Genomic DNA, 22,197 nt, shown 5'->3' with positions numbered 1-22,197 from the left:
TATCGCTTCAACCGGCGCTTCGATTTGCCGGCCATGGTGCTCGATTTGGCCCATGCGCTGCTCGGAACCCGCCCGCAAGCAGAGCGGGCTCTTCGAGATCCAGCTGACATTCGACGCTAATCAGGCCGGAGGGAGAGGGGAGAAGAGCGGCTGCGACATATTCCGGACGGCAGTGAGCGAAAGCTGGGATCCGGTGCCTGTCATTCCTTGAAAGCTAAAACACTGGATTCCGGCTTCCGCCAGAATGACGAGCTGGGAGCCGCCGGTTGTTCAGCGTCTCCCCAGGTCCGCACCACGACATGTGTGACGGCTTTCAGAGACCATCGCCCAACGCCAGATCACCCTGCGCTTGATGCGTCGGCGCTGCGCGGACACGGGATATCGCCAGCAGTTCGCCCAGCCTCGCGCCCTTGTCGCGCCAGTCGTGGAACAGCGACTCGCCGACCAGGGCGTAATGCCAAGGACGCCCGCCGCGCAGCTCCGCATCCAGCGCATTGATCCGCTCGCACCAGGTCGCCGCCGCCTTCAGCTTGCGCTGCACGTTCGGGTGGCTGACCTGCTGCTGCGCCTTGGTCTCCACCAGATAGATCGCATCGGCCGTGCGCACCAGGAAATCCGGGATGTAGAACGCCGGCATGCCGTCGTCTTTCACATAGCGCAGCCGCGCGAAGTCGTGGCGACTCTCGCTGATCTTGCAGAACGCCTCGACGCCTGCATCCTGCTGCGCCCATTCGATGAAGGCGCGCTCCAGGCCGCCGCTACGGGTCGGGTAAGGCAGGCGTGTGTAGATGCACTTGGCCACTTCCAGCGAAGCGCTTTCGCGCACCATCAGTTTCGTCACCTCCGACAACCGGCGATGGCGGACCTCGGTGCTGCCGGTGGTGGTGTGTTCCTCGGCACGCGCCAGCGCCAGACCGAAGATCTTCACGATATGGTCGAGCACCGGATCCAGCAGCAACAACCGCCAGCCCTCGTCCTCGAACGGCTCGAAAACCTCGTCGAACAGCCAGTCGCGGATGTAGTCGTCGAGCGCCGCAGCCAGCGCTGCGGTATTCATCTGCAGGTAGGGGCGCTCCAGGTTCTGCGCGATCCGGCTGCCTTTTGGCAGCGGATGGTTCAGCGCCTGGCTCACGCGCCGGGTCAGCCGCGACAACAGCTCGTTGTAGCCGCTGACGTTCATCGCCGCGCCGTCGACGCGGTAGTCGCCGAACAGCGTGCTGCTCTGCAGGTCCTGCGAGGTGAAGGTGTCGCCCTTGCCCAGCAGCTCGGCCAGCTTCGCGCGGCTCATCGCGCTGAACGGCGGCAGTGCCGCGACGTCGATCGGCAGGTGTTCGACGTTTTCCTCAGTCTCGAGCAGGACGAACGGGATCGCGAAGTCGTACTGCTCGTAGCCATCGCGCAGCTCGGCGGCGATCAGGTCGCCGGTGCTACTGCCCTCCTCGTCGTCGCCGGTGGTGCCGACCAGGCCTTCGCGCATCAGCTCGTCGTAGAAACTCTGGAAGGCCGGATGCTCGACGATCGACAAAATGTCGATCAGCGAACCCGGTTCCTCGCCGCGGTTGATCCGTTCGCGGTTCTCGCGCTTGATGTCGGCGTATTCCGGATCGCGCCACATCAGGCGCAGGCCGCGGCCGATGGTCTGCTCCAGCAGGATCTGCGCCTGCGAAGAACGCAACGGTACGATCACGCAGATGTTGTTGACGTCGAAACCCTCGCGCAGCATCAGCACGCTGACGATCACGCGCGGCTGCGCGTGCCGGTCCACGTTGAACAGGCGCTGGCGCAGCGGCGCCCAGTCCTTCTCGCCCAGTTCCGCCTTCTTGCCGGAGTCGACGGTGAGCACGTCCTCGTCGTGCAGACCTTCGTCGAGCAGGAACTGCGCCACCAGCGGCGAGACCCTGGTGTCTTCGCACACCACCAGCATCTTCGGATGGCGCGTGGCGTCGATGCGGGCGAAATCCGCCTCCAGCTTGCGCAGCTTCTGCAGGCCGGCGCGCAGCATCACGCGCTGGCCTTCCGAAAGCACGGCATTGCCGTCGGCGTCGCGCTCGGCCTTGAACTCCAGCGGCAACGCGCCCAGCTCCTTGCGCTTGTCCAGCACCAGCGACTTCACCAGCCCCAGCCGCATCGCGGCCTTCAGGTCGAAATCCACCACGATGTGCGGGAAGTACACCTTGCGCTTGTTCTTGCCGCCGCCGACGTCGTTGTACGGCGTGGCGGAGAAATCCAGCTGCACGAAGCGGCGGCCCTTGCCCGCGGCGATGATCGACAGGCTCTTCTGCCACTCGACCTCGCTGCTCTCGCCTTCCTTCTTCAACTCGTGGATGTGGTGCGCCTCGTCGTTGAACACCATCAGGTCGGGCAGATCGGCGAGATAGGAGAGCACGTTGCCGCGCGCCCAGCGCCGGTCCAGCACGTCCAGGCTGTTGCCGGTGGCGCGGCCGGGCGTCAACGGCAGCACGTCGTAGGCCACGCGGGCCGCATCGGCGACCATGCCGGGCGTGTCGACCCATTCGGCCTCGTCCTGCTCCGCCTCTTCCTCGGCCTCGCTGAGCAGGTGCCAGTTGGTGATCGCGATCATGCCGTTGCCGGTGGCCTTCAGGCCGATCTCCTGCTTCTGGCAGACGTTGCCGCGCACGAACTGCGCGATGCGTTCGCGCCGCGCCGGCGGTGCGAACAGCTCGGCGTAGCTGGCGATGTCGGAGCTGGCGAAGTCGCGGCTCTTGTCCTCGTTCTCCTTGCCCAGGAAGGCATCGAGCAGGCGCTCGTACACGACCAACCCCGGCGCCACGATCAGGAAGCGGCGCGTGAAGCGCGGATCATCGCGCCCCTCGTCCAGCGCCGCGGTCTTGTTGAGCAACTGCCACACCAGCAGCGCCTGCAGCACCCAGGTCTTGCCGGTGCCGGTGGCCATCTTCAGGCAGTACTTCGGATGGCCATGCTTGGCCTGCGCCACGTCGGCGAGCCGCGCGCCTTCGAGCAATGCGTCGGCGCAGACCTGCTGGTACAGGTCCTTCAGGTCCGGGCTTTTCAGCACCTCGTGCGCCACGATCACGTTGAGGATCGCCTGGCGCTGGCCCGGATGGAAATTGAACGTGCGCGACTGGCAGGCGTCGTCGCCGAACCACCAGCGCAGCAGCTCGGCGGTCACCGGCGTCACCAGCTCGTAGATGTCGGCGATGCCCTGTTCCAGGCCGATGCACAGCTGCTCGGTGCGGCGGGTGAGCGCACCGGCCAGCGCCAGCTGCGGGTTCTTCTCAGCCATGGAACGCTCCATCCGTAGGAGCGCACCCTGTGCGCGATTGCCCTGATGCTTCGACCAGAACCAAATGCCATCGCGCACAGGGTGCGCTCCTACAGACCCCGGGACGGGACACGGTGCTCATGCCCTGCCCTCCGCCACCATCTGCACCACCTCGGCCTCGAAGCCGAACACGTCGACCGCACGCACGCAGACGCGGCGTGGGCCGTCCTGGTACGGCACGCTGAAGTCGGCGGCGGCCACCACGCGCAGCGGGTCGTCGTCGTTGGCGGTGTTGCCGCGGTAGTCCTGCCATACCGAACGGAACACCGCGCCGTCGTAGTCCGGATCGACCGCCCAGTATTCGATCAGCGCCAGCGGCTCGGCATTGGCCACCTTGAGCAGGTTCTTCCGGTTCTCCTCGTCGAGGTTGATCGCCTCGGGCGAGAGCAGCACGTAGTTGTCGAGGGTGATCTTGAGCTGTTCCTTGTCGCCGCTTCGCCTGCGCTGCACCGGCTTGATGGTGAGGTACTGCAGGCTGGAGAAGCGCACCTGCCCGCGCAGCTTCTCGATGCCGCCCTTCTTGCGCAGGCGGTCGAGCAGGTCGGGCGGGATCACCAGCACTTCCAGCCGCGCGTCGTTCAACGCGGTAATGCTCTGCCCGATCGCCGGCTCGAAGTTCCAGCCCAGCACCACCACCCGGTCCCAGCCACCGAGCAGGTTGTCGCGCTGGGCGATCGCCTTGCGCAGCGTGGCATCACCGGTGAGCTTGTTCGGCGAATCCACCAGCACCAGCGTCTTCTTGCCGCCATAGACCACCGCGCCGAGGTTGCGCAGCGGGTTGTCCTCCGGCTGCAGCGGCAGTGCGCCGTACAGCGACAGCACGATTCCGGACAGGTCACCAACGCGGAAACTGCGCCCCAGCGAACTCTTCGCCGCCTCGACTTGGTAGTCACCGATCGCCTGGTACAGGAACGGTTTGGCGCCCTGGTCGATCAGGCGCTTGCGCATGATCATGCAGGCGGGCTTGCCGAGGTCGGTGGTGATCCAGCGGCGGCCGAGTTTTTCAGCGACGGCGGCGGTAGTCCCGGTTCCACCAAAGAAATCGACAACAAGATCGCCGTCGTTGCTCCCCATTTTGACTATCCGCGACAGCAAGTCCTCCGACTTCTGCGTGTCGTAATAGAGTTTCTCGGGATCCGTCGGACTCGTGATCTTTTTGATGTCTGGCCACCAGTCATTGACCGGCGTCCCTTCCTCCCGGAGCTGGGCATCCGGCCCTTTTACCGCCGTGCGTCCACGTTGAATGGTCCCTTCCGAATAGGGCCGATATTGTGTGTTGAAGGTCCATGCGCCGCCTTTCGAGTACCAGAAGATGACATCGTGCTTGCGAGGCATCTCGTTGGTCGGAACACCGCCCCCGCTATAGCAATAAACGATCTCGTTGTGGATCTGTTTCTTGCCAAAGACCTCGTCCATGACCAGCTTGACGTAGTGACCTACATGCCAATCCAGGTGCACATAGATCGATCCTGTATCGCTCAACAGCTCCCGCATCAGGATCAGCCGCGGCGTGATCATCGCCAGATACGACGCCGTCCCATCCGACCACGTGTCGGAATACGCGAACTGCTCGATCACCGTGGGCTTCTGCTCCAGCTCCGCGCCGGGCAACTCGACCTTGGTGCGGTAGTCGGCCTTAGAGTCGAACGGCGGATCGATGTAGATCAGATCCACCTTGCCGCGCAGGCTGGGCGTGTGCTCGTCGCCGGCCAGCAGCGCGGCCATCGCCAGCAGGTTGTCGCCGTAGATCAACCGGTTGGTCCAGCCGGCATTGCCCTCGTCGCCAAGATGCTTCTGCCGATCCGCGGCAGTGATCCAGTCGCTGTCGCGCGCGTCCTTCGACGGCAGCACCCACTCGCGCGTCTGCAGGCTGACCCGGTGCCGCCCTTCCAGGCTCTCCAGGATCCTCTCCGCCTGCTGGCGCCCCCGGGCGACGATCTCGGGCAACTGTTCGAGCAGGGACTTGGGCATGGCGGCAACCGGCAGGAATCTGGCTGCCAATGAAAGCAAATCTTTCGACTCTTATAAAGCATGAATTTCCTTTGCCCATGGAGGCGCCGCCTATGGTCGTCCCCCATGAAGACCGAACAGTCCGCCTTCGCCAAGCGTCTGCTCGCCGCGCTCGAAGCGGCGGGCATCGAGGCGAGCCCCGCCTTGCTGGAGAAGCTGGTGCCGAAGTACGGCGGCGAGGCCGTGACCTCGCAGGCGGTTTCCGGCTGGCTCACCGGCAAGCACCTGCCCAAGCAGGCGAACATGCAGGCGCTCGCCCACATCGTGGGGCTGCCGCCGCACGAGTTGCAGTTCGGCACGCCGGCGCACAAGGGCGTGCGGGAGACTAACGTCGCGTGGCCCGATCATGTCCGCGGCCATGACCGCCTCGCCTTCGAGGCCTTCCTCGCCCTGCCGGAAGCACGGCGCAAGCTGGTGCGCGAGTTGATTACCGTGCTCGCCACCCCGGCGCCCAAGCGCCCGGCTTGAGACGGCGGGCCGACCATGGCCCGTTACGACACGCTCAGGCGGCAGCCACCGTGATCCTGAGGCCAAGCGCATGCGCCACCTTGCTGACGGTGGCGAAGCTCGGGTTGCCGGTGCCGGACAACGCCTTGTAAAGCCCCATGCGGGTCAGACCGGTCTTGGCGGCGAGCTGGGTGATGTTGCGCGCGCGCGCCACGTCGCCGAGGGCGGCCAGGAACAAGGCGGGATCGTCCTCTTCCGCACAGGCGGTCAGGTAGGCCGCGATGTCCTCTTCGGTTTCGAGGTAGTCGGCGGTGTCGTAACGCGAGAAGGTTTCTTTGACGGTAGCCATGTTCAGTTCTCCCAGCATTCGGCGATCTTCGCGGCCAGGGCGATGTCCTTGCGTTGCGTGGATTTGTCGCCGCCGCACAACAACAGGATCAGCGTCTTTCCCTTGAAGGTGTAGTACACCCGGTAGCCAGGGCCGCAATCGATTTTCAATTCGTGGATTCCGTTTGCGAGCGCACGAAACTGGCCAGGGTTGCCAAGTGAAAAACGGCGGATGCGCACCTCGACGCGTGCCTTGGCTTCGCGATCACGAAGGTTGCGAAGCCACGCATCGAACGTGCTGCTTTTCAGAACCTCGTACATGGCCAGCAAAGTAAACCACGGTTGACTATTAGTCAACCGTGGTTTACTCGCCTCCAAGGGCGTCCTGACTGATCCGGGCACAAGCCGGCTGGTTCAACGGCAAGCACATCCCCAAGCAGGCGGACATGCCGGCGCTGGCCCGTATCGCCGGTGTTCCTGCCCGATGCCCAAGCTCCCGGCTTGAGCACGACGAGGCCAATCAAGGCCCCGTTGCGACACTGCAAGCTGCGCCAGCAGGACGGCACGTCTCTCAGGTGGGTTACAACAGATCGTTTATCGACATGCGATAAATGCGTAATCAGGACCTTCGCCGACAAGGACACGGAAGCCCTCGCGAACGGCGAACGCATGCGCCGCTGGGTGAACATCGAAAGTATTGCCCGCCGCAAGCTGGCGCAGCTCAACGCCGCGGCAACGCTGGACTTCCTGCGGGTTCCGCCGGGCAACCGGCTGGAAGCCCTGAAAGGCAGCCGCAGCGGACAGTACAGCATCCGCATCAACGACCAGTTTCGCGTCTGCTTTGTCTGGAAGGATGGCGATGCCCACCATGTCGGGATATGCGACTACCACTAGATGCAACACCTCGACGATCGACGATGTGACAGCTGGAACAATCCGGAACAGACAGGTAAAGACCATGACCGCCAAGAAGCCCCTTCCCCCGGTGCACCCCGGCGAGATCCTGCGCGAGGAATACATGAAGCCGTTCGGCCTGTCGGCGAACGCCCTGGCCAACGCCATCGGCGTCACTGCCGCCCGCGTGAACGAGATCGCGAACGAGCGGCGCGGGATCACCGCCGACACCGCCCTGCGGCTTGCCGCGTACTTCGGCACCGATGCGCAAAGCTGGCTGAACCTCCAGAAGAACTACGAACTCGAATGCGCCCGCATCGAGCTGGCCGCCGAGCTGAAACACATCCGGCCACGGGCGGCCTGAAGCGCGGGGACGGGGCCGCGCCTGCAGCCTGCCCACCGCCGCCGACCATCGGCGGCGCTGCCCATCCCCATGCCTTACCATCGCCGCATGACTGCCACCGACCTCCGCGCCACCGCCCGCCTCGCATGGGCCCGCACCACCCTCGGCGACGATGCGCTCACACTGGAACCCGCCTCCTCCGACGCCAGCTTCCGCAGTTACTGGCGCACCACGCACGGCGGGCGCAGCTGGATCGTGATGGATTCGCCGCCGGAGCGCGAAGACCCGCAGCCGTGGCTGGCGATCGGCGCGCGGCTGGCCGCCACCGGGCTGCACGTGCCGAAGGTGGCGGCGCAGGACCTGGACGAGGGCTTCCTGCTGATCGAGGACCTCGGCTCGCGGCTGTATCTCGCTGAACTGGACGACGCGAACGCGGACCGGTTGTACGGCGACGCGATGGATGCCCTGCTCGCGATGCAGACCCGCGTGGCCAGCGACGACCTGCCGCCGTTCGACCACACCGTGCTGGTGAACGGGCTGGAGGTGATGCCCACCTGGTTCCTCGAACGCCATCTCGGCCACACCCCGGATTGCGGCGAGTGGGACGTGCTGGAGGCGGCGTTCGACGTGATCGTGCGCAATGCGCTGGCGCAGCCGCGCGTGTTCGTGCACCGCGACTACCACAGCCGCAACCTGCTGGTGGTGGATGGCAACGACCCGGGCGTGATCGCTCCCGCACTCTCGAGCCCGGGCATTCTGGATTTCCAGGGCGCGCTGCACGGCCCGCTCACCTACGACCTCGCCTCGCTGCTGCGCGACGCCTACATCGCCTGGCCGCGCGAGCGCGTGGAAGCCTGGGTGGAGTCCTACCGGCAGCGGCTGCTTGGTGCGGGCGTCATCGACGGCACCGTGGACGCCGCGCGCTTCCGCCGCTGGTTCGACCTCACCGGCCTGCATCGCCACGTGCGCGTGCTGGGGCAGTTCTACCGGCTGTGGTATCGCGACGGCAAGCCGGGTTACCTCCGGGACGTGCCGCAGGTGTATCGCTACGTGGTCGAGGTTGCGCGCAGTTATCCGGAGTTGGCGGATTTCGCCGCGCTGCTGGAACGCCATGTGCAGGGCCGTGACCTGACGCAGGTGGCGTCAGCATGATGGGAATGCATCGGCCTCTCCTACCCGTCATCCCGGCGAAAGCCGGGATCCAGTGCCTTGCGCGCGCGCTCATGAAAAGTCGCTTGATCCCGGCTTTCGCCGGGATGACGGCAGGGATTCTGCGACACGGTGGCAAGCCATGAGACATGCCCTGATCTTCGCCGCCGGCCTGGGCGAGCGCATGCGCCCGCTCACCAAACACACGCCCAAGCCGCTGCTGCGCGCGGGCGGCAAGCCGCTGATCGTGTGGCACCTGGAGAAGCTGGCCGCGATCGGCGTGAACTACGTGGCGATCAACACCTCGCACCTCGCCGGGCAGTTTCCGGAAACACTGGGCGACGGTTCGCGCTGGGGCCTGCGCATCCGCTACGTGTACGAAGGCGCGACGCCGCTGGAGACCGGCGGCGGCCTGCTCAACGCGCTGCCGCTGCTGGGCACGGAACCGGTGCTGGCGATCAGCGGCGACGTGTGGTGCGACGCCGACTTCGCCGCGCTGCCCGCGGAACCGGATGGCCTGGCGCACCTGCTGATGGTGGACAACCCGGAGCATCACCCCGACGGCGATTTCCGGCTGGACGCGCAAGGCCGCCTGCATGCCGACGGCGAACCGCGGCTGACCTACAGCGGCATCGCCGTGCTCCGCCGCGAACTGCTGGATGGCTGGCGCGAAGCCGTGGGCGACGCGCCGGGTGCCGAGGCGAAGCCGCCGCGCTTCAAGCTGCGCCCCCTGCTGGAAGCGGCGATGGCGCGCGACGCATTGGCCGGCTCGCTGCACCGCGGCCGCTGGACGGACGTGGGCACGCCGCAGCGGCTGGCCCAACTGGACGCCGGACTCTCCGGCTGAGGGCCGTTCAAGGCCGCTCCACCGCCCGCGTTGCCGCGCCCGCATGCGCCAGCGGGACCTGGCTGGCTTCCAGCGCGTGCAGGTCGAAATCCCGCGCCGGTACCGGCGCATAGCCCTCGTCGAAGGCCACGTCGCCCGGCCGCCAGCCGGCGCGACGGCGGAACGCGCCCCAGAAGCGGCGCAGCACGTACAGCTGCTGGCCGACGATGCCGCGGCGGTTGTCCGCGTCCACCATCGGATCGCCCACGCCGGTGGGCCGCGCCGGCTCGCCGAACAGCGCAGTGCCGAAGACGATGTCCCAGAGCGGGAAGATGAAGGCGAAGTTGCAGTAGTGCAGCTGCGGCCGATCCGGATCCACCCGCATGTGGTGCAGGCGGTGGTAGTGCGGATCGACCAGCAGCTTCTCCAGCACCGGGCCGAAGCGCAGCCGCACGTTGGCATGCCCCAGGTTCTGCAGCAGCTCGCCGCTGAGCACCAGCAGCGCGTAGTCGGTGGGCGACACGCCGATCAGCAGTGCAGCCAGCGCCACGATCAGCGCCTCCAGCAGGTCGTCGAGGTAATGGTCGCGGTCGTTCGACCAGCAGTTCAGCTGGCGCTGGCTGTGGTGCAGGCTGTGCAGCGCCCACCACCACGGGATCGAATGCTGCAGGCGGTGGATGCCGTAGTACACCAGGTCGTAGAGCGCGTAATAGACCAGGAACAGCAGCACGGGGTGGTGGCCCAGCCACGGCAGCATGCCCTGCACGCTGAGCAGCCCGGCCGGATCGTCGCCGGCACCTGCGCCACCGAGCCATTGCGTCAGCGGCGAGAGCACGAGGTAGGTGAACAACGGCAGCACGCCGAACAGCTTGAGCAGGGTGTAGGCGCGGTCGATCAGCGTGGCGTGGCGATCCGGCCAGCGCTCCACCGGCCACAGGCTTTCCATCGGCCGGAACACGCAGGCGATGATCGCTACCTGGATCGCGGTGAGCAGGAAATACTGCGCGATCTCGTGCGGCGGATCGACGACGTAACGCGCAAGATGCAGCGCGACCAGCACCGGCACGACCGCATGGATGGTCAGCCAGTTGACCGCTGCCGCCCAGAGTTCGGGGATGGCGTGCATGGCGGGGACGGGGAACGCTTGGAGCACAGGCCGGCACATACGATGGCGCAGTACGGCTGAACCTTTTCTGCCACAAGATTTCACGGGCCCGTCGCCACGGCGCGCAAGAACGCGGAGGCCCGGGGGCGATGCATCCGGACCGGCGAGGCGTGCCTCGCGGCGCGCCTCGGACCGGCCTTCCGCTCAACGCCCGGTCATCTTCAGCGCGGCTTCGGGCAGGCGTTCACCGTGGATCTCGATCTTCGACGCCGCCGCGTCGATCAGGGCGAGATCATCCGTGTCCAATTCCAGTCCGACCGCCGCAAGGTTCTCTTCGAGGCGATGCAGCTTGGTCGTCCCCGGGATCGGCACGATCCACGGCTTCTGCGCGAGCAGCCAAGCCAGGGCGACCTGCGCGGGCGTCGCGTGCTTGCGTTCGGCGACCTCCCTGAGCAGATCCACCAGGACACCGTTCGCCTTGCGCGCCTCGGGCGAGAAGCGCGGCACGATGTTGCGGAAATCGGTCGCATCGAAGCGGGTGTTCTCGTCGATCTTGCCGGTCAGGAAGCCGGCGCCCAGCGGGCTGAACGGCACGAAGCCGATGTCGAGCTCTTCGAGCAGCGGCAGCAGCTCCGCTTCCGGTCCGCGCCAGAACAGCGAGTATTCGCTCTGCACGGCCGTCACCGGTTGCACAGCGTGGGCGCGGCGGATTGTCTGCACGCCCGCCTCCGACAGGCCGAAGTGCTTCACCTTGCCTGCGGCGATCAGTTCCCCGACCGCACCGGCCACGTCCTCGATCGGTACTGCGGGATCGACGCGGTGCTGGTACAGCAGGTCGATGCGGTCGGTGCGCAGGCGCCTGAGGCTGGCCTCGACCACCGCCCTGATGTGTCCGGGACGGCTGTCGGTGCCGCCGCTGCGCGCGCCGGTCTGCAGGTCGATGTCGAAGCCGAACTTGGTCGCGATCACCACCTCGTCGCGGATCGGGGCGAGCGCCTCGCCGAGCAGATCCTCGTTGACGAACGGCCCGTACGCTTCGGCCGTATCGAACAGGGTGACGCCATGGTCGTGGGCGGCGCGGATCAACTGGATCATCGCGTGCCTGTCGGCCGCGGGGCCGTATCCCGAACTCATGCCCATGCAGCCGAGGCCGAGCGCCGAGACTTCCAGACGGGTGTTGCCGAGTGTGCGTGTCTTCATGGTGATGTCCTCCAGGCGGACAATCTATGTCCGGAGGATTGCCGACACTAGATGGCATAATCGGAAAGGGTTGATAACCGGAGCGAATAAATGTCGAGCGAGAGCTACGACCAGCTCGCGATCTTCGCGGTCGTGGCGCGGGAGCGCAGCTTCACCCGTGCGGCCGCCAAGCTCGGCATGTCGCAGCCCGCGCTGAGCCGGGCCATGCGCCAGCTGGAGGAACGGCTGGGCATCCGGCTGCTGGCGCGCACGACCCGCAGCGTGTCCCCCACCGAGGCGGGCCAGCGCCTGCTGCAGGTGGTCGCGCCCCGCTTCGAGGAGATCGACAGCGAGCTGGCCCTGCTCGGCGAATTCCGCGACAAGCCCGCCGGCCGGTTGCGCATCACGGCGGGCGAACACGCGGCGACCACGGTCCTGCAACCCGCGCTCGCGAAGCTGCTGCCAGGGCACCCCGACCTGCACGTCGAGGTCATCGTGGACTACGGCCTCACCGACATCGTGGCCGAGGGCTACGACGCCGGCGTGCGGCTGGGCGAACAGGTGGCCAGGGACATGATCGCGGTGCGCATCGGCCCCGAGATCCGGATGGCCGTGGTCGGTTCGCCCGGGTACTTCGCCCGGCACCCGCGCCCCGGGAGTCCGCGCGACCTGGTCCGGCACAACTGCATCACCATCCGCCTGCCGACCTATGGCGGCATCTTTCCGTGGGAGTTCGCGAAGAAGGGCGAGGAGCTGAAGGTGCGCGTCGAGGGCCAGTTGGTCTTCAACAACATCGCCATGCGCCTGGACGCCGCGCTGGCCGGACTGGGACTGGCCTACATGCCCGAGGACCTGGTGCAGAAGCTGGTCACCAAGGGGCGGTTGATCCGCGTGCTGGCGGATTGGTGTCCGCCGTTCCCGGGGTACCACCTTTACTACCCGAGCCGGCGGCAAGCTTCGGCGGCTTTCACGCTGTTCCGCGATGCGTTGCGGTACACGGGATGATTGATCCGCGTATCTGGTTGCGGATCGGCTTCGACCTGGTGGCGAAGAGCCCCTCTCTGCCCTGCGGGCATCTCTCCCGCAGGCGGGAGAGAGAAACCGGGATCGCCCGCGGGGCGGGCGATGCGGGCTTATGGGCGCCGTGCCAGCTCCGGGTTTTCCTTGGTCGTCGGCATCAGGTCCTTCTTCGACACGCCCAGCCACAGCAGGATCGGGCTGGCCACGAAGATCGAGGAGAGCGTGCCCACCAGGATGCCGATCAGCATGGTGATCGCGAAGTTGTGCACCGCCGGGCCGCCGAAGAAGAACAGCGCGGCCATGGTGATGCCGGTGAACAGCGAGGTGATGATGGTTCGCGACAGCGTGCTGTTGATCGAGCGGTTGAGGATCTCCTCCGGCTCGGCCTTGCGCGCGAGGCGGAACAGCTCGCGGATACGGTCGAACACCACCACCTTGTCGTTGATCGAGTAGCCGATCACCGCCAGCACCGAGGCCAGCACGGTCATGTCGAACTCGCGTCCGGTCAGGGCAAGGATGCCCAGCGTCACCAGCGTGTCGTGGATTTCGGTGAGCACCGCGGCGATCGCGAAGCGGCGTTCGAAGCGGATCCACAGGTAGGCCATGATGCCGAGCATCACGAACACCGCGGCGACCATGCCGTCGCTCTTCAGTTCCGCGCCCACCTCGGCGCTGACCGAGGAGCGGCTCTTCAGCGTGGCGTCGCTGCGTGCGGCCTTGAGCGCCCCCATCACCGTGCCGGAGACCTTGTCCAGGTCCACCTGGCCCTTGGCGTCGAGCATCGCCTTGGTCGGCTGCATGCGGATCGACACCTCGCGGCTGCCGCCCACGCTCTGCACCACCGGGTTCTCGATGCCGCCCTTGTCCAGCGCGTCGTGCACGTCGCCGGTCTGCACCGGCTGCGCATAGTCCACCACCAGGGAGACGCCGCCGGTGAAGTCCAGGGCATAGTTCAGGCCCTTGGTGGCGAGCAGCGCGACCGAGGCGACCATCAGCACGACGGCTATCGCCACGCTGAAGACGCGGATGCGCAGGAAGTGGATGTTGCTGTTGTGGTTGAAGATTTCCATGGATTGAATCCCGCCCTTAGACCGACAAGGTCTTGAGCTTGCGGCGGCCGTGAATCAGCGCGGTGAACGCGTGCGTCATCACCACCGAGGTGAACATCGAGGTCAGGATGCCGATGCCCAGCGTGACGCCGAAGCCGCGGATCGCGCCGGTACCCATCGTCATCAGCGCCAGCGCCGCGATCAGGTGGGTGACGTTGGCGTCGAGGATGGTGGCCCAGGCCTTGTCGTAGCCGGCATGGATCGCCGCGTGCGGCGTGGAGCCGTTGCGCAGCTCCTCGCGCACGCGTTCGCAGATCAGCACGTTGGCGTCGATCGCCATGCCCAGCGTCAGCACGATGCCCGCGATGCCCGGCATGGTGAGCGTGACGCCGATCAGCGACATCACCGCCACCAGGATCAGCAGGTTGAAGAACAGCGCGATGTCGGCGACCAGGCCGAACAGCTTGTAGTAGATCGCCGCCGCCAGCAGCACCAGCGCGAGGCCGAGCATCACCGAGTCGAAGCCCTTGGTGATGTTCTCCTGGCCGAGGCTGGGGCCGATCACGTTCTCCTCGACGATGTCCATCGGCGCGGCAAGCGCGCCGCTCTTCAGCAGCAGCGCCAGGTCGGAAGCTTCCTTGGGGCTGCCCAGGCCGTTGGTGGAAAACTCCTTGCCGAACGGGCTCTGGATGGTGGCGTCGTTGATCACCTTGGTGTCGGTCTTGGGCGTGCGCACTTCCTTGCCGTCCACCGTGCTGGTCTCGTACACGGTGTTGATCAGCAGCACCGCCATCGGCTTGCCGACGTTGTTGTTGGTGAACTCCTGCATCTTCGCCGCGCCGCTGGCGTTCAGCGTCACGTTCACCGAGGGCGTGCCGTTGCTCTGGTCCACGCCGGAACTGGCGTCCACCAGCTGGTCGCCGGTGACGATGGGGCGCTTGCCCACCAGCACCGGCACGTGGCCGTTGCTGGTGTAGTAGAGGTTGGCATCCGGCGGGATGCTGCCGCTCTGCGCGGCTTCCACCGCGCGCGGGTCGCCGGGGTAGCCGATGCCGGGGCGGTACTCCAGCGTGGCGGTGGCGCCGATCATCTTCTTCGCTTCGGCCGGATCCTGCACGCCGGCCAGCTCGACCACGATGTGGTCTTCGCCCTGCTGCTGGATCAGCGGCTCGGACACGCCGAGGTTGTTGATGCGGTTGCGCAGCGTGGCGAGGTTCTGCTTGATCGTGCCCAGCGAGATGTCGCGCAGCTTGGTCGGCTTGAGCGCGGCGTACAACACGAAGCGGTCGCCGGTGCTCGGGCCGTCGGTCACCGCGAGGTCCGGCGAGTTGCCGGCGATCAGGTCGGCCGCGCCGGAGCGGTCGGCCTCCGAACGCAGCACCACCACGATGCCCTGCCCGGCCACCGTGCTGCGCGTCACCGATTCGTAGCGGATGTTCTTGTCGCGCAACTGGCCGCGGATGTCGTCGGCATAGCTGTTCTCCAGCTTGTCGAGCACGCCGCTCTGGTCCACCTGCATCAGGAAGTGCACGCCGCCCTGCAGGTCCAGGCCCAGCGGCATGGAATTGGCATGGATGGCGGCCAGCCAGCGCGGTACCGAGGACTGCAGCTTGAACGCCACGGTATAGCCGTCGCCGAGCAGGGCCTTGATCGCGTCCGCGCCGTTCTTCTGCACGTCGGCGTTGGCGAAGGTGGCGAGCAGGTGGTCGCCCTGCAGCTCCAGGCCCGTCGTCGCCACGTGGCCCTTGACCAGCGCGTCGGCCACCTTCTGGCGCAGCGCGTCGTCGGCCGGTGCGCTGCCCTGGTTGGCAGAGACCTGCACCGCCTTCAGCGGCGGGAACGCATTGGGCAACGCGTAGAAGATGCCGAACAGCATCGCCAGCGCGACCAGCGCGTATTTCCAGCGGGGAAAATCGCTCATCGGTAGTCCTTTGCAGCCATCCGTGTTGCAAACGTCAGCCAGCCGACCGTCCGTGGCCGCGGTTTGTTTTTGCGATCGTCCATGACCGCGAAGGTCGAGAAGCGGCCGTCCGTGGCCGCACTGTTCGTGAAAGCCTGTGTCCCGGCCTTGCGGCTCAGGCGGACTTCAGCGAGCCCTTGGGCAGCACCTGCGCCACCGAGCCCTTCTGCAATTTCACCTTCACGTTCGGCGCGATCTCGATCGTGATGAAGGTTTCGCCGATGTCGTCCACGCGACCGGCCAGGCCGCCGTTGCTCACCACCTCGTCGCCCTTGGCGAGGGCGGAGAGCATGGTGCGATGCTCCTTCTGCCGCTTCATCTGCGGGCGGATCATCATGAAATACATCAGGCCGAACAGCACCACCATCATGATGATCATGGAAAGGCCGCCGCCCTGGGCGCCCGGGGCGGCCTGGGCCAGCGTGAAAGACATCGGAAGACTCATTCGGCTCGTCTCGCAAGTAGTGGCCCCAGCAGGAATTTCTGCCGGACGCCCGATAAAAGATCGGTGATTATGCCATGCGTGCCCGGCCGTCGCACGACAACCCCCGGCATCCGTAGGAGCGCACCCTGTGCGCGATGGCCCTGACGCTTCGACCGAAGCCAAAAACAATCGCGCACAGGGCGCGCTCCTACGCCACCGCCGCGCCCTGGCGCCGCGCATGGAAGGCGGCCACGAAATCCGCCAGCCGCCCCGCCGCGATGGACTCGCGCAGGCCCGCCATCAGCCGCTGGTAATGGCGGAGGTTGTGCATGGTGGCGAGCTGGCTGCCGAGGATCTCGTTGCAGCGGTCGAGGTGGCGCAGGTAGGCGCGCGAGAAGCCGTTCGCGCAGGCGTGGCAGTCGCAGCCCTCCTCGATCACCCGGGTGTCGTCCGCGTACTTCGCGTTGCGGATGCGCAAGGTGCCCTCGGCGGTGAACAGGAAGCCGTTGCGCGCGTTGCGGGTGGGCATCACGCAGTCGAACATGTCGATGCCGCGGCACACCGCCGCCACGATGTCCTCGGGCCGGCCCACGCCCATCAAATAGCGTGGCCGGTCCTGCGGCAGCAGGCCCACGGTGAAATCCAGCGTGTGGTTGCGCGCCTCCTCCGGCTCGCCCACGGCGAGGCCGCCCACCGCGTAGCCGTCGAAGCCGATCTCCACCAACCGCTCCGCCGAACGCCGGCGCAACGGCTCGTACACGCTGCCCTGCACGATGCCGAACAGGTTGTTCGGGTTCCGCAGCTCGTCGAAGGCGCGGCGCGAGCGCTCGGCCCAGCGCAGGCTCAGCTCCATCGAATCCGACGCCACCTTCTCCGTCGCCGGGTACGGCGTGCACTCGTCGAAGATCATCGCGATGTCCGAATCCAGCGAGCGCTGGATCCGCATCGACACCTCCGGCGACAGGAACACCTTGGAGCCGTCCACCGGCGAGGCGAAGGTCACGCCCTCCTCGGTAAGCTTGCGCCGGTGCGCCAGCGAGAACACCTGGAAGCCGCCCGAGTCGGTGAGGATGGGCTTGTCCCAGCCGATGAAGCGGTGCAGCCCGCCGAACTTCTCCACGATCTCCAGCCCGGGCCGAAGGTACAGGTGGAAGGTGTTGCCGAGGATGATCTCGGCGCCCGTCTCGCGCACGTCGCGCGGCGTCATCGCCTTCACCGAGCCGTAGGTGCCCACCGGCATGAAGGCCGGCGTTTCCACCGTGCCGCGGGGGAAGGAGAGGCGGCCGCGGCGGGCGGCGCCGTCGGTGGCGAGGAGGTCGAATTTGAGGGAAGTCATCGAGTCATTATCGCAGGTCGCCGCGTTACTCCCCTCTCCCGCTTGCGGGAGAGGGGCCGGGGGAGAGGGCAAGCACGCTGGCCTGAAACTCCAAAGCTCCTCTCCCCACCCCCTCTCCCACAAGTGGGAGAGGGGCTCAAGCGCCTCGCGGCAGGATCAACATCGCATCCCCATACGAGAAGAACCGATACCGCTGCTCCACCGCATGCCGGTACGCATCCAGCATGAACTCCCGCCCCGCCAGCGCCGACACCAGCATCAGCAAGGTCGACTGCGGCAGGTGGAAGTTGGTGATGAGGCCGTCGATGCTGGTGATGCGGTAGCCGGGGAAGATGAAGATCTGCGTCTCGCCGGCGAACGGATGCAGTTCGCCGTCCACCGTGGCGCTCTCCAGCGCGCGCACCACCGTGGTGCCCACCGCGAACACGCGGCCGCCGGCGGCACGGGTGCGGCGGATCTGCTCGACCAGGCTCGCACCCACGTTGAGCCATTCGCGGTGCATGTGGTGCTCGCTGAGGTTTTCCGCGCGCACCGGCTGGAAGGTGCCCGCACCCACGTGCAGGGTGACGTAGCCGAACCCCACGCCGCGTTCGCGCAGCTGCGCCAGCAGGGGTTCGTCGAAATGCAGGCCCGCGGTGGGCGCCGCCACCGCGCCGGGCTCGCGCGCGAACACGGTCTGGTAGCGCTCCATGTCGCTGTCGTCGGCATGGCGCTCGATGTACGGCGGCAACGGCATCTCGCCCAGCTTGAGCAGCAGCTTTTCCAGCGGTTCGGGCGCCTCGAAGCGCAGGCGGAAGAAACCTTCGTCGCGCCCCAGCACCACCGCATGGCTGCCGTCGGCCAGCTCGATGCGCCCGCCTTCCTTCGGCTTCTTGCTCACCCCCAGTTGCACGGTGGCCTCGTGCGCGCCGGTGACGCGCTCGATCAGGACCTCCACCGCGCCGCCGCTTTCCTTGCGCCCGTACAGGCGCGCCGGCAACACGCGGGTGTCGTTGAACACCAGCAGGTCGCCTGGCCGCAGGAAGCCCGGCAATTCGCGGAACATCCGGTCCTCGCGCCGCCCTGCCGCCACGTCCAGCAGCAGCAGGCGGCTGGCCGAACGCTCGGCCAAGGGCGCCTGGGCGATCAGTTCGGGCGGCAGGTCGAAATCGAAGTCGGACTTTTTCACGGGATGCGGATTCGGAGCGTGCGACCGTCGATTATCGCGCAGCCGGGGCAAGCCGGTGCGCCAGCTTGTCCGCGCGGTGCCGCACGGCGAGAATCCGCAGATGCAAACGAGCCACCGTGCCGCGCCCTGGGACACCTTCCTCAAGGGCATCTCGATCACCGTCACCCTGCTCCTGCTGGGCATCTTCCTGCTGGTGGCCTGCTTCGTGCCGGACCAGACCATGCCGACGGTGCGCATCGTGGTGATGGCCGTTCCCGTATCTATCCTGCTGGCAGCCCTGCTCTTCGTGGTACGCGACTACACGCTGCGCGACGGCGCCCTGTACGTGCGCCGTCTGCTCTGGACGACGCGCGTGGAGCTTGGCGACTTGCGCGAGGCGGCCATCGACCCGGACGCCGGCGCCCATTCGATCCGCCTGTTCGGCAACGGCGGGCTGTTCTCGTTCTCGGGCTGGTTCCGCAATGCCAGACTGGGCCGCTACCGCGCCTTCGTCACCGACTGGCGGCAGGCCGTGGTGCTGCGCGCGGACAAGGGCACCGTGGTGCTCTCGCCGGCCGACCCAGCCGGTTTCGTGCGCGGCCTGCAGGCATCCCGCGCAGCGGGGATGGCGCCGCGCGGCGCACCACGCCGCGGCCACTGACGCCTACAGCCAGCCCTTCTGCCGCGCCAGGCGGTACGCCTCGATGCGGTTGGCCACGCCGAGCTTGCCGATCGCCTCGGACAGGTAGTTGCGCACGGTGCCGTGCGAGAGGTTCAGGGCGGCGGCGATGTCGCCGGCGCCCTGCCCTTCGCCGGCGAGGCGCAGCACCTGGCGCTCGCGGTCGTTCAGCGGATCGGCCTCCGACCAGGCTTCCAGCGCCAGCTGCGGGTCGATCGCGCGGCCGCCGCGGTGCACGGTGCGCAGCGCCTCGGCGAGGTTCTCCGCCGGCGCGTCCTTGAGCAGGTAGCCGGACACGCCCGCGTCCAGCGCGCGGCGCAGGAAGCCGGGCCGCGCGAAGGTGGTGACGATGATCACCTTGACCGGCAGCTCGTGGCGCTGGAGGCGCTGCGCCAGTTCCAGCCCGGTGAGGCCGGGCATCTCGATGTCGGTGACCAGCACGTCGGGCTTCAGCCGTTGCAGCTCGCGCCAGGCCGCCTCGCCGTCGCAGGCCGAGCCCAGCACCTCGATGTCGGATTCGAGATTCAGCAGCGCGGACAGCGCGCCGCGCACCATCGCCTGGTCCTCGGCCAGCAGCACGCGGATCATGCGGCGCCCCTCTGGCCGGCCAGCGTCGGTGCCGGACGCGCATCCGCAGCCACGGGCCTGGACAGCGCGCGCAGGGGCACCTCGACGTCGAGCGTGGTACCGCGCCGTGCCGGCGAGGCGATCGCCAGCGTGCCGCCCATCGCGCGCACGCGTTCGCGCATGCCGCTGATGCCGTTGCCGTGGGCGGCGAGGCCGCCGTGCCCGTTGTCGCTGATGCGCATGTGGAACCTTTCCGCTTCGCAGGAGAAAACCACGCGTGCCGCCGTGGCGCGCGCGTGGCGATGGATGTTGGTGACCGCCTCGCGCAGCACCAGCGCCAGCGCAGCCTCGGTTTCCGCCGGCAGGTCGAGCACGGACGGCACGGCGACCTCGAACACGATGTTCGAAGCCTCCAGCATCAGCCTGGCCGAGACCAGCTCTGCCGCCAGGTCGCTGCGCCGCATGCCGGTGACGGCGGCACGCACCTCGACCAGGGCATGGCGCGAGACGCGTTCCACTTCTTCCATCTCGCGCTGCGCGCGCGGCGGGTCGGCCAGGGCAAGCTTGCGCGCCAGCTCGGACTTCAGCGTCACCAGCGACAGAGTGTGGCCGAGCAGATCGTGCAGATCGCGGCCGATGCGCTCGCGCTCGGCCAGCACCGCCAGCCGGCGTATCTCCTCCTGCGACAGGCGCAGCGCGGCGTCCCTTTCCTTGTTGATGCGCTCGACCAGCATGATCACGCTGATTACGATGACCGAGGCCGGCATGATCACCAGGATGCTGATCGCGTAGCCGATCCACCACGCCAGCCCCACCAGCATCACGTTGAGCAGCGCCAGCTGGACCAGTTGGGTCCGCAGGCGCATCCGGCACTGGATCAGCATCACGCAGGCGTAGACGAAATAGCTGAGGCCGCTGGGGTACCAGCGCAGCAACGCGAAGCACAGTGCCGCCATGGCCCAGGCATAGCGGTACGCCGTGCGCTGCGGGGCCAGCTGGATCTTGGCGAACAGCAGCAGGAACAGCGGGTAGGACCCCAGCGTGAACAGCAGCCAGGCCCGGGTATAGCCCTTGATGCCATGGTCGAACAGCGGCGTCACGAAGATCCACACCGACCACAGCAGGTGGACGCTGTCGGCCCACGGCGACTTGCCGCAGCGGATGTCGTCGGCCACGCCGGAATCCGGCGCGGGCACCAGCCAGCGGGCGAGGAAGGCGGGAATCATGTGGCGTGCCGCACCCTGGCGGAGGCCGGCACGGCGGCGCCCGGCAGGCCGCTGCCGGCGCGCACCGCGGCCGTGACCGCCAACGGCACGTGGACGTCCACCCGCGTGCCGCCGCCCGGCGGCGAATCCAGTCGCAACGTGCCGCCCAGCGCCTGCACGCGCTCCCGCATGCCGCGCAGGCCATTGCCGGCGGCATGGATGCCGCCATGGCCGTTGTCCTCGATGCACAGCTGCACGCCATCGCCCGCACCGGTGAGCGACACCCGCGCCAGCGTCGCACGCGCATGCCGCGCGACATTCGTCGTCGCCTCGCGCAGGACCAGCGCCAGCGCGCACTCGACCGCTTCAGGCAAGTTGAATGCCTGCAGGTGCTGGTCGAGCTGCACGCCCGACGTGCGCAGCAGCAGGGCCGCCGAAGCCAACTCGGCGGCGAAGCCCGCGGCGCGGATGCCGGTGACCGCCGAGCGCACTTCCGCCAGCGCATGGCGCGCCACTTCCTCCGCCTCGGCCAGTTCGCGCCGCGCCGTGGCCGGGTCGCGCTCGAACAGCCGGCGCGACAACTCCAGCTTCATCGTGATCAGCGACAGGGTATGGCCCAGCAGGTCGTGCAGGTCGCGGCCGATGCGCTCGCGCTCCGCGGTGGCGGCGAGCTGGCGGATCTGCTCGTGCGACAGGCGCAGCTCGGCGTTCTTGTTACGGTTGATGCGCCCCGCCAGCGCGCCGGCGCCCGTGCTGGTGCACACGCCCATGACGATGGGAAAGGTATACCAGGGCCAGTGCAGGAAGATGCCCTCGAGCACCAGCAGCACCTGGATGGTCGCCATCTTGGCCGCGCTGGCGAACCAGGCGCCCTGGTACGGCACCATCGCGCAGGCGAACACCGCATACGTCCACGCCGCCGGGTTCCACGGTATCGACACGGCGGTCAGCAGCACCAGCGCACCGACGTAGGCGTCCTCGTCGCTGGCCGGCCGCACGCACGCCAGCACGTAGATCAGCAGGAAGAGCGGATAGCCCAGCCCCAGCGACCACCAGAACCCTGCGCCCACCTGGTCGGTGAACAGCGCCCCCATGAACACCCAGAACGACCACAGCAGGTTCCACGCACAAGCCCATGGCGAATGCCCATCGGCCACCATGACCGCCGCCCAGGAGCCCGGTGCCGGGCGCAGCCAGGCGGGCCATCGCATGCGTAGGGAACGGTG

21 protein-coding genes are annotated in these 22,197 nt (G+C 67.4%); 7 read left to right on the top strand and 14 right to left on the bottom strand.

What is annotated here, in order from left to right:
- Positions 1–313: 313 nt before the first annotated feature.
- Positions 314–3,265 (bottom strand): DEAD/DEAH box helicase family protein, encoded by a 2,952-nt coding sequence (locus IHE47_RS03135; RefSeq protein WP_192104125.1) that lies wholly within the window; start codon positions 3,263–3,265, stop codon positions 314–316.
- Between the two features lie 117 nt (positions 3,266–3,382).
- Positions 3,383–5,251, bottom strand: coding sequence for a DNA methyltransferase (locus IHE47_RS03130; RefSeq protein WP_225561582.1), 1,869 nt, complete (start codon positions 5,249–5,251; stop codon positions 3,383–3,385).
- A gap of 129 nt (positions 5,252–5,380) precedes the next feature.
- On the opposite strand from IHE47_RS03130, the gene IHE47_RS03125 reads away from it, so the two are divergent.
- Complete coding sequence (locus IHE47_RS03125) at positions 5,381–5,782, top strand: transcriptional regulator (RefSeq protein WP_192104121.1); 402 nt, start codon at positions 5,381–5,383, stop codon at positions 5,780–5,782.
- Positions 5,783–5,816: 34 nt separating this feature from the next.
- Here IHE47_RS03125 and IHE47_RS03120 read toward each other — a convergent pair whose 3' ends face one another.
- Positions 5,817–6,110, bottom strand: a complete 294-nt coding sequence (locus IHE47_RS03120; RefSeq protein ID WP_192104119.1) for an addiction module antidote protein — start codon at positions 6,108–6,110, stop codon at positions 5,817–5,819.
- Positions 6,111–6,112: 2 nt separating this feature from the next.
- Complete coding sequence (locus IHE47_RS03115; RefSeq protein ID WP_192104117.1) at positions 6,113–6,409, bottom strand: type II toxin-antitoxin system RelE/ParE family toxin; 297 nt, start codon at positions 6,407–6,409, stop codon at positions 6,113–6,115.
- A 297-nt stretch (positions 6,410–6,706) separates the two neighbouring features.
- Between IHE47_RS03115 and IHE47_RS03110 the strand changes: the two genes are divergently transcribed.
- The 4 genes from IHE47_RS03110 to murU all read left to right on the top strand — a co-directional run bounded on the left by IHE47_RS03110 (position 6,707) and on the right by murU (position 9,321).
- Positions 6,707–6,982, top strand: a complete 276-nt coding sequence (locus IHE47_RS03110) for a type II toxin-antitoxin system RelE/ParE family toxin (RefSeq protein ID WP_343227426.1) — start codon at positions 6,707–6,709, stop codon at positions 6,980–6,982.
- Positions 6,983–7,046: 64 nt separating this feature from the next.
- The gene (locus tag IHE47_RS03105; protein ID WP_192104115.1) at positions 7,047–7,346 is read left to right on the top strand and encodes a HigA family addiction module antitoxin; all 300 of its coding nucleotides are present in this window, start codon (positions 7,047–7,049) and stop codon (positions 7,344–7,346) included.
- A gap of 87 nt (positions 7,347–7,433) precedes the next feature.
- Positions 7,434–8,477, top strand: coding sequence for a phosphotransferase (locus tag IHE47_RS03100; RefSeq protein ID WP_192104113.1), 1,044 nt, complete (start codon positions 7,434–7,436; stop codon positions 8,475–8,477).
- Positions 8,478–8,616: 139 nt separating this feature from the next.
- A complete protein-coding gene (gene murU / locus IHE47_RS03095) occupies positions 8,617–9,321 on the top strand; it encodes an N-acetylmuramate alpha-1-phosphate uridylyltransferase MurU (RefSeq protein ID WP_192104111.1) in 705 nt (234 codons plus the stop codon).
- A gap of 7 nt (positions 9,322–9,328) precedes the next feature.
- Here the strand turns inward: murU and IHE47_RS03090 are convergent, their stop codons facing one another.
- Together IHE47_RS03090 and IHE47_RS03085 are read right to left on the bottom strand one after the other, a co-directional pair.
- On the bottom strand, positions 9,329–10,426 hold the full coding sequence (locus IHE47_RS03090) for a sterol desaturase family protein (RefSeq protein WP_192104109.1): 1,098 nt from the start codon (positions 10,424–10,426) through the stop codon (positions 9,329–9,331).
- A 183-nt stretch (positions 10,427–10,609) separates the two neighbouring features.
- Complete coding sequence (locus IHE47_RS03085) at positions 10,610–11,605, bottom strand: aldo/keto reductase (RefSeq protein ID WP_192104107.1); 996 nt, start codon at positions 11,603–11,605, stop codon at positions 10,610–10,612.
- Between the two features lie 90 nt (positions 11,606–11,695).
- Here IHE47_RS03085 and IHE47_RS03080 point away from each other — a divergent pair, with 90 nt between their 5' ends.
- A complete protein-coding gene (locus tag IHE47_RS03080; RefSeq protein WP_192104104.1) occupies positions 11,696–12,589 on the top strand; it encodes a LysR family transcriptional regulator in 894 nt (297 codons plus the stop codon).
- Between the two features lie 128 nt (positions 12,590–12,717).
- Here the strand turns inward: IHE47_RS03080 and secF are convergent, their stop codons facing one another.
- From secF to queA, 5 genes are all read right to left on the bottom strand, one after another.
- A complete protein-coding gene (gene secF / locus IHE47_RS03075; RefSeq protein ID WP_192104102.1) occupies positions 12,718–13,674 on the bottom strand; it encodes a protein translocase subunit SecF in 957 nt (318 codons plus the stop codon).
- Positions 13,675–13,690: 16 nt separating this feature from the next.
- Positions 13,691–15,574: a protein translocase subunit SecD gene (gene secD, locus IHE47_RS03070; RefSeq protein ID WP_192104100.1), complete on the bottom strand. Its 1,884-nt coding sequence runs from the start codon at positions 15,572–15,574 to the stop codon at positions 13,691–13,693.
- Positions 15,575–15,728: 154 nt separating this feature from the next.
- On the bottom strand, positions 15,729–16,058 hold the full coding sequence (gene yajC, locus IHE47_RS03065) for a preprotein translocase subunit YajC (protein WP_192104098.1): 330 nt from the start codon (positions 16,056–16,058) through the stop codon (positions 15,729–15,731).
- A gap of 187 nt (positions 16,059–16,245) precedes the next feature.
- Positions 16,246–17,373, bottom strand: coding sequence for a tRNA guanosine(34) transglycosylase Tgt (gene tgt, locus IHE47_RS03060; protein ID WP_192104096.1), 1,128 nt, complete (start codon positions 17,371–17,373; stop codon positions 16,246–16,248).
- A 136-nt stretch (positions 17,374–17,509) separates the two neighbouring features.
- Positions 17,510–18,541, bottom strand: coding sequence for a tRNA preQ1(34) S-adenosylmethionine ribosyltransferase-isomerase QueA (gene queA / locus IHE47_RS03055; RefSeq protein ID WP_192104094.1), 1,032 nt, complete (start codon positions 18,539–18,541; stop codon positions 17,510–17,512).
- Between the two features lie 100 nt (positions 18,542–18,641).
- Between queA and IHE47_RS03050 the strand changes: the two genes are divergently transcribed.
- On the top strand, positions 18,642–19,181 hold the full coding sequence (locus tag IHE47_RS03050; RefSeq protein ID WP_192104092.1) for a PH domain-containing protein: 540 nt from the start codon (positions 18,642–18,644) through the stop codon (positions 19,179–19,181).
- A 3-nt stretch (positions 19,182–19,184) separates the two neighbouring features.
- Here IHE47_RS03050 and IHE47_RS03045 read toward each other — a convergent pair whose 3' ends face one another.
- From IHE47_RS03045 to IHE47_RS03035, 3 genes are read right to left on the bottom strand one after another with little or no spacing between them, the layout of a single operon-like run.
- Positions 19,185–19,787, bottom strand: a complete 603-nt coding sequence (locus IHE47_RS03045) for a response regulator transcription factor (RefSeq protein ID WP_192104090.1) — start codon at positions 19,785–19,787, stop codon at positions 19,185–19,187.
- Complete coding sequence (locus IHE47_RS03040; protein WP_192104088.1) at positions 19,784–20,992, bottom strand: sensor histidine kinase; 1,209 nt, start codon at positions 20,990–20,992, stop codon at positions 19,784–19,786. The genes IHE47_RS03045 and IHE47_RS03040 overlap by 4 nt, the downstream gene beginning before the upstream one ends.
- Positions 20,989–22,182 (bottom strand): sensor histidine kinase, encoded by a 1,194-nt coding sequence (locus tag IHE47_RS03035; protein WP_192104086.1) that lies wholly within the window; start codon positions 22,180–22,182, stop codon positions 20,989–20,991. Before IHE47_RS03035 ends, IHE47_RS03040 begins: the two co-directional genes overlap by 4 nt.
- Positions 22,183–22,197 lie beyond the last annotated feature (15 nt).

Source organism: Rhodanobacter sp. DHB23, assembly GCF_014842975.1.
In the GTDB taxonomy this organism is placed as follows: Bacteria; Pseudomonadota; Gammaproteobacteria; order Xanthomonadales; family Rhodanobacteraceae; genus Rhodanobacter_A.
This window is presented reverse-complemented; position numbering and strand designations above follow the sequence as displayed.

Coding starts and splice junctions, on each gene's coding strand:
- IHE47_RS03135 (WP_192104125.1), bottom strand. CDS start 3,265: ATGGCTGAGAAGAACCCGCAGCTGGCGCTGGCCGGTGCGCTCACCCGC.
- IHE47_RS03125 (WP_192104121.1), top strand. CDS start 5,381: ATGAAGACCGAACAGTCCGCCTTCGCCAAGCGTCTGCTCGCCGCGCTC.
- IHE47_RS03120 (WP_192104119.1), bottom strand. CDS start 6,110: ATGGCTACCGTCAAAGAAACCTTCTCGCGTTACGACACCGCCGACTAC.
- IHE47_RS03115 (WP_192104117.1), bottom strand. CDS start 6,409: ATGTACGAGGTTCTGAAAAGCAGCACGTTCGATGCGTGGCTTCGCAAC.
- IHE47_RS03105 (WP_192104115.1), top strand. CDS start 7,047: ATGACCGCCAAGAAGCCCCTTCCCCCGGTGCACCCCGGCGAGATCCTG.
- IHE47_RS03100 (WP_192104113.1), top strand. CDS start 7,434: ATGACTGCCACCGACCTCCGCGCCACCGCCCGCCTCGCATGGGCCCGC.
- murU (WP_192104111.1), top strand. CDS start 8,617: ATGAGACATGCCCTGATCTTCGCCGCCGGCCTGGGCGAGCGCATGCGC.
- IHE47_RS03090 (WP_192104109.1), bottom strand. CDS start 10,426: ATGCACGCCATCCCCGAACTCTGGGCGGCAGCGGTCAACTGGCTGACC.
- IHE47_RS03085 (WP_192104107.1), bottom strand. CDS start 11,605: ATGAAGACACGCACACTCGGCAACACCCGTCTGGAAGTCTCGGCGCTC.
- IHE47_RS03080 (WP_192104104.1), top strand. CDS start 11,696: ATGTCGAGCGAGAGCTACGACCAGCTCGCGATCTTCGCGGTCGTGGCG.
- secF (WP_192104102.1), bottom strand. CDS start 13,674: ATGGAAATCTTCAACCACAACAGCAACATCCACTTCCTGCGCATCCGC.
- secD (WP_192104100.1), bottom strand. CDS start 15,574: ATGAGCGATTTTCCCCGCTGGAAATACGCGCTGGTCGCGCTGGCGATG.
- yajC (WP_192104098.1), bottom strand. CDS start 16,058: ATGAGTCTTCCGATGTCTTTCACGCTGGCCCAGGCCGCCCCGGGCGCC.
- tgt (WP_192104096.1), bottom strand. CDS start 17,373: ATGACTTCCCTCAAATTCGACCTCCTCGCCACCGACGGCGCCGCCCGC.
- IHE47_RS03050 (WP_192104092.1), top strand. CDS start 18,642: ATGCAAACGAGCCACCGTGCCGCGCCCTGGGACACCTTCCTCAAGGGC.
- IHE47_RS03045 (WP_192104090.1), bottom strand. CDS start 19,787: ATGATCCGCGTGCTGCTGGCCGAGGACCAGGCGATGGTGCGCGGCGCG.
- IHE47_RS03040 (WP_192104088.1), bottom strand. CDS start 20,992: ATGATTCCCGCCTTCCTCGCCCGCTGGCTGGTGCCCGCGCCGGATTCC.
- IHE47_RS03035 (WP_192104086.1), bottom strand. CDS start 22,182: ATGCGATGGCCCGCCTGGCTGCGCCCGGCACCGGGCTCCTGGGCGGCG.